This window comes from Streptomyces sp. NBC_00457, from assembly GCF_036014015.1.
GTDB lineage: Bacteria > Actinomycetota > Actinomycetes > Streptomycetales > Streptomycetaceae > Streptomyces.
Genome location: NZ_CP107905.1, coordinates 510970 through 525654, shown reverse-complemented (window position 1 = coordinate 525654; position 14685 = coordinate 510970). Strand labels below are relative to the sequence as shown.

Below are 14685 nucleotides of genomic sequence, written 5' to 3'. Positions count from 1 at the left end.
CTACCGGTCCGTTGAGCCGTATCGAACCTTGAAGAAATCCGACTCACATTCTGTGGTTCTGCGCGCGGTTGTAAGTGAGCTGGATAAGGAACTCAGCGCATTTCGGTGGACTGCTCATGGATTGAGGCAAACAACAGGACATGAGCAAGGAGTAAATATGTGCCCCGCGCAGATATCTTCCACCAAAGTACTGGAGGATGAGGTGACCGCGTTCGTCGCACTCCGCCCCCAGCTGTTTTATGTTGCGTTTCGCATACTGGGGAACACGACCGAGTCCGAGGACGTCCTCCAGGACACATGGCTGCGTTGGCAGAACACCGACCGTGCCCGGGTGCTGGATCCTCCAGCGTTCCTGGCCCGGACCACAGCCCGTCTGGCCCTGAACGTTGCCCAGTCCGCCCGCTCACGTCATGAGACCGGTGCCGCCCCCTGGGCTGCCGAAACGATCGACACCACCACGGACCCAGTCACCAGGGTCGAGCGAGCAGAAGCCCTGGAGTCGGCCCTGCACCTGCTCCTCGCGAAGTTGAACCCCACGGAACGGGCCGCCTATGTTCTCCGTGTGGCCTTCGGCTACCCCTACAGCCAGATCGCCGACAATCTCCAGCTCAGTGGAGTCAACACCCGCCAGATCGTCAGCCGGGCCCGCAAGCGCCTCTGCACCGAACGTGGTAAGCCGGTAAGCAGCGTGGAACACCAGCGACTTGTGGATGCGTTCGTCGCCGCAGCGCAGTCAGGCAATTTCACAGACCTGGAAAATATCCTGACCGTCGACGCCGACCGGAATCGAATCCATACCGACCGGTTTCGGGTCCAGGCCACCGAGCGGAGTACTCGTATTCGTCAGCACGCCGCCGCCAGGTGAAATCGCTGGACGACGAGTTGTGGGCGCTCATCGACCCGATGCTGTTGCGCTGGCCGGACAACGTGCTAGCGAACTCCACCGAGCGGCGCTTTCGACAACTCCGTCACGGTTGTTCAGGGCCGGTAGGCCATCCCCGGCTGAGGCTTGGCGGGGGCAAGCAGTTGCGACACCGTGACGATGGTGTAGCCGCGCTGCTTGAGCGCCCTGATGATTCCCGGGACGGCGGGCACGGTCCCCTTGTGCAGGTCATGCAGCAGGATGATGCCGTCTCGACGGGTCTGGTCGAGCACCCGCTTGGTGATCAGGGCCGAGTCGGTCGTCTCGTAGTCCTTGGCCGTGACGCTCCACAGCACCTGCGCCATCCCCAAGTCCCGGCAGATCTCCGACACCTCGCGGTTGGTGCGGCCCTCCGGTGGACGCATCAGGACGGGCCTGGTGCCGGTGACCTTCTCGACGGCGTCCTGTGTCCGGGTCAGTTCCCGACGGGCGTCGGCCACTCCGAGATCTGTCAACCTCTTGTGCGTCCACGTGTGATTGCCGATTTCGTGCCCCTCGTCCGACATGCGACGCAGGATCTCAGGGTATTTCGCGATGTGGCCCTTGCCCTGCACGAAGAACGCGACGTGCAAATCCTCCTGCTTCAGAATGTCCAGCAGCCTGGGGGTCGTCAGGCTGGGGCCGCCGTCGAACGTGAGGGCCACGCACTTCGCCTTGCGGCAGTCGACCTTCCCGCCCACCGATCCCGATGCCTTGTCGCGGGCTGCGCGCGGCGAGGTGTGATCGTAGGTCGTGACCGTCAGGGCCAGATTCACCGCGACGGCCAGGACGGCGGCCACGGCTGTCCCGACGGCGAAGAGTGTTCGAGAGCGTCTTATTCGTGCGTTGACAGGCATGCGAAACCTTTCCCTGACTCGGGGTGTATTGCTGAAGTGCGCGGCAGCGACGGGGTGGGCATGCCGGCCGGGCGTTGCGCGTTGCTCCCGTACCGCTGGCAGGAGGGGAGCCGGACCTGGCAGAACCTCGCGCTACCGCGTGCGGGTGAAAGCCGGCTTCGCAGCGAGGTCTTGCGGGTGAACGTCAAGCGTCAGGCGATGCCTCTGGAAGCCTCCGAGCGGGCCCTCCACCCAGAGTGTCCGGCTGACTCCGGCGACCAGATCAAATCCCAGTGGGTCTGAAAGAGCCGTGCTGTGCGGGAGGCGGTGAAATGTGCGGGAGTTCGCCCCCAGGAACTCATGGAGATGACTAATCCGCTGATGATGATGAAGAACTTGACACCGAGTCAGCCGTAGCGGCTGATCTCATGCAGGAGCGGGGCAGAAGCGCCGTGTGGGTGTCCCCAAGATGGTGATACGCAGCCACCATTACCGCGGCCAAGAGGCGAAGCCCGCCTAAGGGGGACGCACCCCATGCTCGGGATCGGCCGTCGCGTACGAGTCGAGCAAGGTGCCCGGGGCACCCTCAGGCGTTGGGCAGGAGCGAGCGACTGACACGTATCTTTGACTGGCCGTGCGGGCGCTTCTCCCAGTCCTCCATGAAGCGCGCGTGCAGGCCGTGCTTGCGCGCCAGGGCCAGGAGGGTCTCGGTGCGGTAGTAGAAGTCCTCGCGCAGCACCTGGTGTTCGGTGCCCTCGGTGCGGTCGAAGGTGAAGTCGAAGAACCCGGTGTCGGTGAGCACACGTCCGACATGCTTGAGGCATTGGTCGATGACCGACAGCGGCGAGTGGGAGAAGACGCTGTGCGCGTGGACGACGTCGAAGTGATCGCTGGGCAGGAAGTCCAGGGTGAGGTCGCCGGTGATGGTCAGGTGCGGCACTTTGCCCTGGAGGCGGCGCTCGGCGAGGGTCTTCTTGGCGGCCATCAGGATGTCGGGTGAGATGTCGATGCCGTAGTAGTTGCCGGCGCCGAGGTGGCTGATGAAGCGCCAGCCGCCGCGCAGGTTGCCGCAGCCGATGTCGAGCATGCGGTGTTCGGGTCGCAGCCCGTGTTCGATGAGGTAGTCGAACTGCATCTGCCCGAGCGCGAGCCAGCGGTCGTGGCTCTGGCTGCCGACCGCGGCCTCCGGGTTGCGGCGGGTGTCCGAGGCCATCACGGCCCGGTAGTAGCCGACGTGGTCGGGGTGGATCAGGCGGAGCCAGGCGTCCCGGCCGGCCCGGCGGAGGTACGGCTTGACGCGGCCGGGATGGCGCAGTGCGTAACCGACCTTGTGGCTGAGGGCGGCGCGGTTGTTGCTCAGTTTCTTCGGCGACTTGGCGTCAGCGGGCATGATGAAGCGACCTCCGTGTGAAGGGGCCCAGTGAGGGGTTGAAAGGGCTGTGTAGGGGATGAAAGGGGCTTTGCGGGGGATGACAGGGTGAAGGGGATCCCCCGATGTGGTCGCCGCGGTCAGATACGGCGGCGGTGCAAGAGCACTGCGGTGACGACCGTGAGCAGGACGGCGAGGCCGCCCAGGACGGCGGTGTCGGTCCACTGGAAGGTCCAGTAGTCGCCGACGGGGTTTGCCTCGTAGAAGCGGGCGACGTACCCGTGCCGGTCCATGCATTCCCTGAGCTGGGCGCCGGAGGGGAAAGGGCAGTTCATCACGTCGTCGCGGCGCCCGGACGCGGTGATCAGCCCATAGTCGCCGGCCGACCACTTTTCGCCCATGGGCGGCTTGGGGATGGTGCCAGCGCTGGTGTAGGTGTGCGGCGGGACCAGCAGGCGGGTCCAGTGCGTCCACTCCAACAGAAGGGTCATCGTCCCGGTCACCAGGAGGGTCAGGCCCATGGCGACCAGAACCCGGCGGGCCAGCAGCCCCAGCAGTGTGCCCGCCGCCAGGCCGAACAGCGCGGCTGCGACGACGCGCGGACCCGAGCCGCTCAGTGCCGTGTTCTCGTACCAGAACAGGCCGTAACTCCGGTTGGCGGCCGGCCGCCACCACCACGCGAACACTCCCGCGAGCAGGCCGGAGAGGGTCACCGTGGTCGCCGCGGCGAGCGCGAACCGGGAGGCGAACCACTGGCCTCGGCTCACGCCCTGGGCGAGCACCACCCGGTGCATGCCCAGTTCCCGGTCGCGGCCCAGCAGCGGGGCGCCCCAGAAGACGCCGATCAGGACGGGCAGGGCCATGTTGAGGACGCCGAGGTACCGCAGCGGCTCGACGTCCAGCAGCAGGGGCAGGACGGTATCGGGTCGCATGCAGTGCAGCGGCCCGGGGCCGCAGTGGTCGAACTGCCCACTGCGCAGCTCGTCCAGCATGCCCGAGCGGTAGTACACGGCGATCGCCGCGGCGGCGGCCAGGACGGTCGCGCCGATGCCGACCATCATGCGCTGCTGGCGCCAAGCGAGCCAGAAGGAGCCTTTCACGCCGCCTCCTCCGTACGCTCGGCGGGGCCGGGGTGTCCCGGGGCGTCGGCTCGGAGGTAGCCGATCAGGATGTCCTCCAGTCTGGGCCGCTCGATGTGCCAGTCGCCGCGCAGCGGTCCGTTCTGTCGCACCAGGGCGGTCATCTGTCTGCCGGCTGCACGGCGTTGTACGACGGTGTGTGGTCCGGTCAGGGCATCGGCCTGGTCGACGTGCCCGGTCAGCATGGCGTGACTCGCTCGCAGTGCGTCGGTGTCCTCGCTCAGCTCGACGCCGCCGTCCCGCAGCACCAGAACCCAGTCGCAGGTCTGCTCCAGCTCGGGCAGGACGTGCGAGGACAGCACGATGCTCATACCGCGCTCGGCGGCCTCGGCCATCAGCCCCGCCATGATCTCGCCTCGTGCCACGGGGTCGAGGTCGGCCATGGGCTCGTCGAGAAGCAGGAGTTCGGGCCGCTTGCCACGGGCCAGGGCCAGTGCGACGCGGGTGCGCTGCCCGGGGGACAGCTCGCCGACGCGGGCGTGGAGCGGGATGTCGCCCTCCCGGACGGTCTGCTCGGCGGTCGCCTGGTCCCACGAGGAGTTCAGCTTCTTGCCCATCAGCAGAGTGTCCGCCACGGTGAAGCGGGGGTAGAGCGGCTTGTTCTGGGTGAGCAGGGCGACCCGGGCGCGGGCCTCGGACGTGCCGGGCGCGGTGCCCAGCACACGCAGTTCCCCGGAGTCGGCCCGCAGCAGGCCGCCGGCCAGGTGCAGAAGGGTGCTCTTGCCGGCGCCGTTGCGTCCGACGAGGGCGGTAATGCGACCGCCGGGCACGGTGAACTCACAGTCCCGCAGGGCCCAGCGGTCCCGCGTCCGGTACCGGAATCCGAGTCCCGTGGCGCGCAGTGCGGCCGGCGCGTCAGGCCCGGTCATGCGTCCTCCTCTTTCCGCTCCCGGTCGCCCGGGGCACGGGTGTCTTGCTCGTTGTCGTAGGCGTCCAGGGCCGCTGTGACCAGCGCGAGGACGTCGGCCCGTTCCAACCCCGCCGCCCGCGCGCGTGCCGTCCAGTCGGTGACCTCCCCGCGTAGGGGCGAGTCGTCCTCCGCCCCGGGCCGGGCGAGCGACCGTGTCACGAAGGTCCCCAGTCCCCGCCGCAGTTCCACCAGACCGGCCTGCTCCATGTCGCGGTAGGCCCGGAGCACGGTGTTGGGGTTGATGGCGGTCGCCGCCACCACCTCCCGGGCCGTGGGCAACTTGTCCCCGACCTTCAAGGTGCTCATCCGGAGCGCCCGTTCGGTCTGCTCGATGATCTGCACGTAGGCCGGTACGCCGCTGCCACGGTCGATCCGGTAGTCGATCACGTCGCCATCCATGACTCAGTGTGCTTGCATTAATGAATTAACACAAGCATGGTGGCGAGGGGCGGCGATGTCAAACAGGACCCATGAGGCCCAGGGCTGCGCACCAACCAAGCCCGACCCGCGCTGCGTGCTACCAAGGCCGGTCGGCCCGCCTCCTCCGCGCTGTGAGGCGCAGCGCCGACCCTTCATCCCTGTTCGTCGCGAAGGGCGGCCAACGCGGCGGCGAGCTTCCCCCGGCTGTTGATGTCCAGGCGAGGGTAGATCCGGTACAGATGGGCTCCGACGGTGCGGTGCGAGATGAACAGGCGCTGGCCGATCTCCCGGTTGCTCAGCCCTTGCGACGCCAGCACGGCGATCTGCATTTCCTGGGCCGACAACTGCTCGCTGGTGTTCGCGTGCCGTCGGCCGCTCGCCTCCCCGGCGGCGCGCAACTGCTCGCGGGCCATTTCGGCCCACGGATGCGCGCCGACGCGCTCGAACCCCTCGCGGGCGCTGCGCAGCGGGTTCCGGGCGTCGACGTTGCGCCGTTGCCGACGCAGCCGGCGGCCGTGGTGCAGGTGCAGCCGGGCTCGCGACAGCGACCAGGCGGCAGGCAGTGAGGCGAGCGCCGCTGTGTAGCACGCCTCCGCTGTGTCGTCCGGTGCCAGTACCGCTTCGGTGTAGGCGTGCGCCACCACCATCATTTCCGAGGGCAGTCGGCCGGCCAGCTCGGGGAGTTCGGCCAGCAGCTCCCGGGCCTGTTCGACGGTGCCCGCCGCCACTGCGGCGTCCGCCAGGTCCGGCGCGAGCAGCCAGCGGCTCACCGAGTGGTAGTGCGGATCGGCGGGATCGAACGCACGCGCGAGAAGGTCGTACGCCTCAGCCGTGCGGCCGTCGAAAAGAGCGAGCAGGCCCTCGACCTGTTGTGCCATCACGTTGACGAACGGCATGCCGAAGAACAGCCGGTGGGCACGCAGTTCACGTATCGTCCGGGCCGCGGCGTCGTTCTCCCCGCGCAGCGCCGCCACCAGGCCTCCCGTCGCCTTCATGCCCAGCCAGACGATCCATTCCCCCGTCTCTTCGGCCAGGACAAGCCCTTCGCCGGACTCTTCACGGGCTCGGTCGAGCTGGCCCAGGTACGCCCGAGGCCAACTGCCGGCCAGTGAGCGGGCGAGCAGCCCGAGTTTGCCTTGCGACCGCCATGCCGCAGCCGCGATCGACAGGTACCGGGCCGCACGGCTGAGGTCGCCCATGACCATGGCGCCACTGCCGAGGAAATGCAGGATCCGACCGTCCTGGACGTCCGGCTCAAGCCTGTCGAGCCGGGCGAGCACCTCGGCCCCGTGTCGGTACGGTTCGGTGTACGCCCGTACTGTCAGCACGTGCGGAGCGTCCGGATCGGGGTTCCACCGCTCCAGTTCGGCCGCGGCCTTGGCGCGTACCCGTGCGTCGCCGTCCTGGAAGAAGCAGCGTGCGGCGGCACGCCACAGCAGGTTCTCGGCGACGTCCGCGCCTCGCGCGTCGAACGCGCCGGCCGCCGTCGTGACCATGTCCTCGATCTGCCGGTGCGGCTCGTCCGGATCGAACGCGGCTTTGTCGGACACCACCATGAGTCGGGCCCGCTCCAGTGGGCCGAGTTCGCTCATGTCGGCGCGGTCCAGCAGCATCTGGGTGTGGATACGGTCGTTGATCTCGCTGGCCAACTCCACCGCCCGTACCAGGATGCCGGTTCGGCGGCGCGTGTCCTGGACGAGCTCGGCCGCCTGCCGCAGGGCCGGGACGGCCGCCGCCACCTTGCCGCGGGCCAGCGCCGCGTCGGCGAAACGCTCCAGCCTGTTGGCGAGTTCCTCGTCCGGGCCGAGCGTGGCGGCAGCCAGGTGAAGGAGCTGGCGCTCGGGCGTGTCGTCCATGGCCGCCGCGAGGACCCGATGGGTGCCCAGACGATCGGCGACCGTGGCGCGGGTGTAGATCGCCGAGCGCATCAGCGGATGCCGGAACTGGAGGGTACGGCCGACCAGGCTGACCAGACCCGCGTCGACCGCCTCCTGCACCGCGTCCACCGAGACCGACGTGCCGGAGAGGCGACTCGACACGTCCAGCAGCCGCTTCAGCGGTGCATTCGGCTCCGTTGCCAGGGCGAGGAGGAACGTGCGGCACTCACGGCTCGCCGAGTCCGTACGTGCGGCGAACGCGTCCTCCAGCCGCTGGGTCAGCGGCAGGTTGTCCAACTGCGCGGGCGTGTCCGGTACCGCCTTGGGCAGCTCGACCAGGGCCAGCGGATTGCCCGCGGCGCGCTCCAGGATGAGCGCCCGCACCGGCGCCGACAGGCCGGGCGCGCCGGCGTCGAGCAGTTCGGCGGCGGCCGACCGGCCGAGCGGTTGCAGAGGGAGGTTCGGGAACAGGGTCTGGCCGTGCGGGTCGGGGGAGTGGAGCCGCGAGGCAGCGATGATCAGTACGGGGAAGTCGCGGATGCGCCGGGCGACGAACCTGAGGACGTCCCTGCTCGGCGAATCGATCCATTGCAGATCGTCGACGAGCAGCAGGTGCGGCTGCCGGGCGAACGCGTCGGCGAGCAGTTCGAGTACGGCGAGTGCGACCCGGAATATCTGGGGCTCGGTCTGCGTGGCGCTGAACGCGTCGGTCAGCGCCAGCCGGTGTGGGACCGGCAGATTCTTGATGTCGTGGGCGACTGGTTGCAGCAGCAGTTGCAGAGCGGCGAACGGCAGCCACAACTCGGTCTCCACCCCGGATGCGCTCAGTACCTTGAAACCGCTCTCGGCACCCTCGGCGCCGAGCATGCGCAGCAGAGCCGACTTGCCGACGCCGGCCGTGCCGTGGAGCAACAGCGCGCCGCCGTGACCGGCCGCCGCCTCCGTCAGCAGCCCGCGCAGGGTTCGCAGCTCCTCATCCCGGCCGATCATCGCGGGCGTACGGACCGGATCGGGCGGTGACGTGATGGTCTCCACTGCTGGGCTGCGCATGTGCCACTTCCTCCGCACGCAGGTGTCCCTTCACGCGACATCGAAGTCGCGACAGTCGCGGCCCCTCACGCCGTGGGAGCGGCTCCACCATCAGCAGAACGACTTACGTCCTGTCCCACCGGGTACGCGTGGGCTCCCACGCACTCTGGCTCCTGTCCACAACCTCAGCATCGGTCAAGTGACCGTGGGGGTCATGGCGGGGCGCCCAAGCTCCGCGGCCATCCGGCTGCTGGAGCCACTCGCGCGCGGTAGCGCACTCGCCGTGACGCAGGATCCGTCCTGCGTCCAGCCGGCTGGGAGATGGCGTCGTGAACTGGCCTCACAGGCGTCCGAGTCGGCAATCGACTGTGTGGCGGAGACGGGACGTGTCGTCCCACTGTCCTGGTCCAGCCGGGACGGCTCGTCGCGAGGGCGTCGGCGGAAACGACGACCTACTCGGCGGCCGCAGTCGCCGGGTTGCTGAGGCCGCCCGTACGGAGACGGGGCCCGGCGGCTGCGTGCGCGGGACGTGGCGAGTTCGTAGGTGGTTCTCCGGGGCCACCCGCAGTGAGCAATGTGATCGTACGGCTCTGCCGTGCGCCAAGGCACCAGCGGCGGCTGGTGAGCTGTCGCAACACCCGGCGTGTCCGCAGGACAGGCAGAGCCGTGGACGAACCCATTGCTCCTCGGGCTTCAGCCCGAGGAGCAAGTCAATACCTGGACGTCCCGTTCTTCATTACCGAAACCCTCGCCCGGCACGCCACCAAACCGATCGCCGACGACGTCGACGAGACGCAACTGCGCGACTGGTACCGGCCCTTGGACCTACTGCCCGATGGCATCGAGACCGTCATCGGCGCCGACAGCACCCTCGCCGCGACGGTGGACCGCATCATGGCCGAGACAGGCCTGACCGGCCTCCCGGCGCTGGAGTAGCTGCGCGGCGATGCGTCAGGGCTTGCGGGCCACCCCGCCGTAGACGTCCGTGGGCACGGGCGTCGTGCCGGGCTCGGGGTGCCACAGGGGGCAGGAGACGATGCCGGGCTCGAGCAGTTCCAGGCCTTCGTAGTACGCGGCGAGCTGCTCAGGGCTGCGCAGGACGTACGGGATGGCGCCGGTGTCGTCGTAGCCCTGCTGGGCCCGCTTGAGTTCCTCGTCCGTGTCCGTGCTGTCGTAGTGCACGAAGTAGCTGCCGGGGCACAGGGCCGCCTGGAGGCGGCGGACGATGGACTTGGCCTCCTCGTAGTCCTGGATGTGGCCGAGGATGCCCATGAGCATCAGGGCGACCGGCTGGTCGAAGTCCAGGATCCGGCCCGCCGCTTCGAGGATCTTCTCCGGTTCGTGCAGGTCCGCGTCGACATACTCGGTGACGCCTTCGGGGGTGCTGGTGAGCAGGGCCTGGGCGTGCCGGAGGACGAGCGGGTCGTTGTCGGCGTAGACGATGCGGGACTCGGGCGCCACCCGCTGTGCGACCTGGTGGGTGTTGTCGTACGTGGGCAGGCCGGTGCCGATGTCGAGGAACTGCCGGATGCCGAGATCGCCGGCCACGAAGGTGACGGTGCGGATCAGGTACTGGCGGGAGGCGCGGGCCATGGTCTCGATGTTCGGCGCGGTCTCGCGGTAGGCGTCGCCCGCGATCCGGTCGACCTCGTAGTTGTCCTTGCCCCCCATCCAGTAGTTCCAGATGCGGGCGGAGTGCGGCACCGTGGTGTCGATCTTGGACAGTGCTTCCTGGTCGGGGGCGGGCCGGCCGTCTGCCATGGGAGTTCTCCTGCCGTGCGTCACGGGGTCGGTTACCAACGTACCGTCAACTGCTGTTGGTTCCGCCCGAGTTCGCGGTGCGCAGGGGTGCCCGGGCGGGGTAAGTGGGTGAGGTCGGCCGCGTCGAGGCTGACGACGGCGACGTGTTGGGCGAGGGTTCGCATCGCCCGCGCATAGGCGTCGGCCGCCTCGGTGGAGTCCGAGGGGGCGGGCCGGAGGCAGCTCACGGATGCCGTCAGGTGAATGAGGGCGCCGTCGCGTTCGGCCACGGATTCGGCGAAGTCCAGTGCCTGGATCCAGGTCACCCGGGAGTGGCCGCGGCGCAGTGGTCCGTAGACGAGTTCGTGGATGATGCTGCCGTCGAGGGCCATGCGCCCCGGCGTCGCGAGGAGTTCACGGTAGGGCCGGGTCGGGTCCACGTGGTGCAGGCGGTCCGGCAGGTGCTGGACCGGGAAGCCGTGGTGGGCCAGCTGGGCGATCAGGCCGTTGCGGGGGATGCCGTCGACGCCCTCGATGACCAGCGTCCGGTGGCTCAGGAGCGCCTGCGGGAGGTTCATGCCGTCGCCTCGGGGCCGACTCGGGTGGTTCGGCGCGGAGCGATGCGGCCCGGGCGGGTGGCGGGCACGGTCCGGCGGGGGAGTCGGGGTGACGCGTGCATACCACTTCCTTCGAGGCGACGGACCTGTTCAGTGTGGTCGGACGACCCGCACGCCGGGAGTGGGCGTGCGGGTTGTCCGGTTGTGCGCGCGTAGTGATGTGCCGGTACGGGTGGCGGAGTCAGGCGACCAGGAAGTCGGCCTGGCCGGCCTTGGCGCCTTCCAGGAACACGATCATCTCGTCGCGGGAGTAGACCAGCGCGGGGCCGTCGGGGTCGGTGGACTGGCGGAAGGCGACGCTGCCGTCGGGCAGTCGCTTGGCCTCGACGCAACTGCCGCCGTTGGTACCGCTCCAGGGCTTGTGCCAGCCCTCGGTGCCCAGATCGGAGGCCGACATACCGCTGTAGATGGGGCCCTTGGATCCCATGGATCACAACTCCTTACGCAGCTCACCCAGGATGGCCCGGGTTCGATCGACCGGCTCCGCCTGCACGGACATCCGGTCCAGTACTTCGAGGTAGGCGCCGACGTCCTCGGGCCGGTCGACATAGACCGCGCCGGCCAGGCTCTCCACGTAGACGATGTCGGGGAGTTCGGAGAATCCGAAGCGAAAGTGGTGGAACGGGCCGAAGGCGCCGGGGTGGGCGCCCGCCGCGAAACGCATGATCTGGATCCGGACCTTCGGCAGGTCCAGGGCCTCGTGCAGCCGGTCTATCTGAGCCCGCATCACCTCGGCCCCGCCGACCGCCCGGCGCAGCACCGTCTCGTCCAGGACGGCCCACAGGGCGGGCGCGTCCGGCTTGGCGAGCAGGTCCTGGCGTTTGAGTCGCAGGTCGACGCGGCGGGCTGTCTCCTCCTTCGGTTCGTCGGGGAAGCCGACGCGCATGAGCGCCTCGGCGTACTCGTGCGTCTGCAACAGGCCGGGGACGTAATGGGGTTCGTAGAGACGGATGACCGAGGCTTCGCTCTCCAGGCTCACGTACGCCTTGAACCACTCCGGGAGCACGTCGCGGTACTGGTACCACCACCCGGGCTGGTTCGCCTTGCGGGCCAGATCGAGGAAGTCCTCGATCTCCGCCGCGGGGACGCCGTAGGTGTGCAGCAACTCCTTGACGTACGGAATGCGCAGCCCGACCTCGGCCTTTTCGATCCGCCGGACCGTGAGCGCGGTGACCTCGATGGCGCGCGCCGCGTCCTCGAAGGACAGTCCGGCCTGCTCCCGCAGCTGCTTCAGCCGCTTGCCGAGGACCATCCGCAGGACGGTGGGTGCACTGCCGCTCGAGCGGTTCTCGCTCACGTCCTACCTCCCTCGGCGGCCATCACAGCGTGCAGTGTGACACGCGGTCCACGGCACAGACAGAGCGATGCGGATCGATACGAAATTATCAGAACGCCAGTTGCGTATCGAGTATCTACGCGACCATAGTTCTCGTGGGACCTCCGCGCGGAGAGGCGCGAGGAAGGTCAACTCTGCCCGGGCGGCGCTGACTTGACGGCCCGGCAGGTAGGGCGCAGCACACGATCTGATGCGAGACCTGGATGGCCACCGTGACCGACGGACACGCAAGGAGCCCGGGCAAGGGCCCCGCCGGAGGCAATGCGGCACTGGCGAGCGCGCTGAAGGAGGCCGGCTGCTCGTATGCCTCCCTCGCCCTTCGGGTCAATGAACTCGGCCATTGCCAGGGCGCCGACTCCAGCTACGACAAGGCGTCGGTGACCCGCTGGCTGCAGGGACAGCAACCCCGGGGCAGAACACCGGAGTTGATCGCCACGGTGCTGTCCGAGCGGCTCGGCCGTTTCGTGTCACCCGCGGATCTCGGCTTCCATCCCGACCAGCAACGCCCGGTCGTGGCCAGGACGCTCGCGTACGGCGAGGACATGGCGGACACCCTGCACGCGCTCGCCGAGCTCGGGTCGACCGACATCTCGCGGCACAGCCTGCTCGGCTCGGTCCCCTTCGTCGCCGGCGCCCTGACCGACCCTCAGCGCGAGTGGCTGCTGTGGCTGCTGGAGAACCAGGACACCGGGCAGCTGACGCCGGTGGCCGACGGCGGCCCCGTCGAACAGGTGCACGCGATGATCGCCATGTTCGACGAGATGGACAACCACTACGGCGGCGGCGGAGTGCGCACCAGCATCGTGCACTACCTGTCCACCGAGGTCGTCCCGATGCTGCAGCGGCGCGGCACATCCCCCCAGGTGCGGCGCCCCCTGTACACGGCCGCGGCACGCCTCGCGGCGATGGCCGGCTGGAGCTCGTACGACGCGGGGGAGTACGGGCTGGCGCAGCGCTACATGATCCAGGCGCTGCGCCTGTGCGCCGAGGGCCGCGACCGGGTCCTGGGCGGGCAGATCCTGGCCGGACTGTCCCACCTGGCCACCAGCCTCGGCCGTCCCGACGAGGGGGTGTGCCTGGCCCGCGCGGGCATCGTCACCGCCAAGGAAGCGGGCAGCCCGCTGGGCCTGATGCGCCTGTACGCCATGGCGGCCCGCGGACACGCGGCCCAGGGGCACGCGCGCGAAGCCGGCGACGCCCTGCGCCGGGCCGAGCGGCACCTGGACGCCAGCCGCGGTGCCGAACAGGAATCCCCCTGGGTGCGCTTCCTCGACGACCACTATCTGCAGGCCGAATCGGCGCTCTGCTTCCGTGACTTGGGGCTCGCCGCCCAGGCCGAGCGGACGGCGAGCGAGTCGGTGAGCGCCAACGCCGACCGGCGCAGGCGTCAGGCCATCAGCCGCTCCGTACTGGCCACGGCCCACCTGCAGCAGAACCGTCTTGACGAGGCCGTCGGCACGGCCACCGAGGCGCTGGACGCCCTGGCCACCGTGCACAGCGAACGTTCCATACAGGCTCTCCGCGACTTCCGCAGGCGGCTGGAGTCCCGCCGCGACGAACCCCTTGTACGGGAGTTCGAGCGCCGCTCCCGCGCGGTGCTGGGGGCGGCGGCGTGAACGGAGGACCCGCCTCAGTACCCGTCCGGGGAGGGGGCGTTCTGCGCCCGGTCCACCGGCACATGGGCCCCCGAGACACCGCTCGACCAGTCGGACAGCAGGAACGCCACCACCCGCGCCACCTCCTGCGGCGCAACCGGTTCTCCGCCGGGCAGCTCCGTGGCCGCGAACCCGGCGAACCGCTCGGGATCCTCCTGGCGCATACGGTCCCAGCGTCGGCCGGGGATGAGCATCGATCCCGGGGAGACGGCGTTCACGCGGATCCCGTCCGGACCGAGTTCACGCGCGAGCGACGCGGCCAGGTGGATCTGGGCGGACTTCGCGACTCCGTACTGGATGGGCGGCCCCGGCTTCCAGCCGGAGATCGACGAGATCAGTACGACCGAGCCGCCGCCCGCGTCCCGCAGGTGCGGGATCGCGGCACGCACCAGCCGCACGGCATGGCCGACGTTCAGTTCCCAGGTCGCGGCCCAGTCCGCGGCGTCCGTCCGCTCGAAGCCGCCTCCGTGAGAGCCGCCCGCACACGCCACCACCCCGTCAAGGCCGCCCAAACGTTTCGCCGACGCCGCGACGAACCGCTCCAGCCTCTCCGGCTCAGTGACGTCGAGCGCCCGGGTGAACAAGGGCCCGCCGTCCTCACCCCGCAGCGACAGCTCCAGCGCCTCCAGGTCACGCGCGGTACGCGCACACGTCGCGACCTGCGCCCCCTCGGCCATCAGCAGCCGTACGATCTGCTCGCCCAGACCCCGTGTGCCACCCGTGACCAGCACGCGCTTGCCGCGCACGCCGGACCCGCCACGGGACTCCTCGCGCGCCCCCACCCGGCTGCCGTGCACATTCCTCACGCTCTCGAACATACCTCCCGCACCACTACGCACCCGCAACCGGACAACCC

At 69.3% G+C, this 14685-nt stretch carries 13 protein-coding genes and 1 pseudogene; 3 read left to right on the top strand and 11 right to left on the bottom strand.

Features of this window, described 5'->3' with window-relative positions; all coding sequences use genetic code 11:
- Positions 1–157: 157 nt before the first annotated feature.
- The gene (locus tag OG828_RS02500) at positions 158–865 is read left to right on the top strand and encodes a sigma-70 family RNA polymerase sigma factor (RefSeq protein ID WP_328349641.1); all 708 of its coding nucleotides are present in this window, start codon (positions 158–160) and stop codon (positions 863–865) included.
- 113 nt (positions 866–978) lie between these two features.
- On the opposite strand, the gene OG828_RS02495 is transcribed toward OG828_RS02500, so the two are convergent.
- The 6 genes from OG828_RS02495 to OG828_RS02470 form a co-directional block, all read right to left on the bottom strand.
- Positions 979–1758, bottom strand: coding sequence for a polysaccharide deacetylase family protein (locus OG828_RS02495; protein ID WP_328349639.1), 780 nt, complete (start codon positions 1756–1758; stop codon positions 979–981).
- A gap of 565 nt (positions 1759–2323) precedes the next feature.
- Entirely contained in the window at positions 2324–3127 is an 804-nt protein-coding gene (locus tag OG828_RS02490; protein WP_328499953.1) for a class I SAM-dependent methyltransferase, read from the bottom strand.
- A 119-nt stretch (positions 3128–3246) separates the two neighbouring features.
- The gene (locus tag OG828_RS02485) at positions 3247–4206 is read right to left on the bottom strand and encodes a transporter (protein WP_328499952.1); all 960 of its coding nucleotides are present in this window, start codon (positions 4204–4206) and stop codon (positions 3247–3249) included.
- Positions 4203–5114 carry an ABC transporter ATP-binding protein gene (locus tag OG828_RS02480; protein ID WP_328499951.1) on the bottom strand — a complete coding sequence of 304 codons (912 nt, stop codon included), beginning with the start codon at positions 5112–5114 and terminating at the stop codon, positions 4203–4205. The genes OG828_RS02485 and OG828_RS02480 overlap by 4 nt, the downstream gene beginning before the upstream one ends.
- Positions 5111–5554, bottom strand: a complete 444-nt coding sequence (locus OG828_RS02475) for a GntR family transcriptional regulator (RefSeq protein ID WP_328349632.1) — start codon at positions 5552–5554, stop codon at positions 5111–5113. The genes OG828_RS02480 and OG828_RS02475 overlap by 4 nt, the downstream gene beginning before the upstream one ends.
- Before the next feature lie 173 nt (positions 5555–5727).
- The gene (locus OG828_RS02470) at positions 5728–8502 is read right to left on the bottom strand and encodes an ATP-binding protein (protein WP_328499950.1); all 2775 of its coding nucleotides are present in this window, start codon (positions 8500–8502) and stop codon (positions 5728–5730) included.
- Between the two features lie 666 nt (positions 8503–9168).
- Between OG828_RS02470 and OG828_RS02465 the strand changes: the two are divergent.
- Positions 9169–9417: pseudogene (locus OG828_RS02465) on the top strand (kinase); the annotation flags it as partial.
- A gap of 15 nt (positions 9418–9432) precedes the next feature.
- On the opposite strand, the gene OG828_RS02460 reads toward OG828_RS02465, so the two are convergent.
- From OG828_RS02460 to OG828_RS02445, 4 genes are all read right to left on the bottom strand, one after another.
- Positions 9433–10242 carry an SAM-dependent methyltransferase gene (locus tag OG828_RS02460; protein ID WP_328436404.1) on the bottom strand — a complete coding sequence of 270 codons (810 nt, stop codon included), beginning with the start codon at positions 10240–10242 and terminating at the stop codon, positions 9433–9435.
- Between the two features lie 32 nt (positions 10243–10274).
- The gene (locus OG828_RS02455; RefSeq protein WP_328499949.1) at positions 10275–10799 is read right to left on the bottom strand and encodes a hypothetical protein; all 525 of its coding nucleotides are present in this window, start codon (positions 10797–10799) and stop codon (positions 10275–10277) included.
- 220 nt (positions 10800–11019) lie between these two features.
- A complete protein-coding gene (locus OG828_RS02450) occupies positions 11020–11265 on the bottom strand; it encodes a DUF397 domain-containing protein (RefSeq protein ID WP_301986661.1) in 246 nt (81 codons plus the stop codon).
- A 3-nt stretch (positions 11266–11268) separates the two neighbouring features.
- Positions 11269–12135: a helix-turn-helix domain-containing protein gene (locus OG828_RS02445; protein ID WP_328349621.1), complete on the bottom strand. Its 867-nt coding sequence runs from the start codon at positions 12133–12135 to the stop codon at positions 11269–11271.
- A 242-nt stretch (positions 12136–12377) separates the two neighbouring features.
- Here OG828_RS02445 and OG828_RS02440 point away from each other — a divergent pair, with 242 nt between their 5' ends.
- Entirely contained in the window at positions 12378–13790 is a 1413-nt protein-coding gene (locus tag OG828_RS02440) for a hypothetical protein (protein ID WP_328499948.1), read from the top strand.
- A 14-nt stretch (positions 13791–13804) separates the two neighbouring features.
- Here the strand turns inward: OG828_RS02440 and OG828_RS02435 are convergent, their stop codons facing one another.
- Entirely contained in the window at positions 13805–14626 is an 822-nt protein-coding gene (locus OG828_RS02435) for an SDR family NAD(P)-dependent oxidoreductase (protein ID WP_443062489.1), read from the bottom strand.
- Positions 14627–14685: the final 59 nt, after the last annotated feature.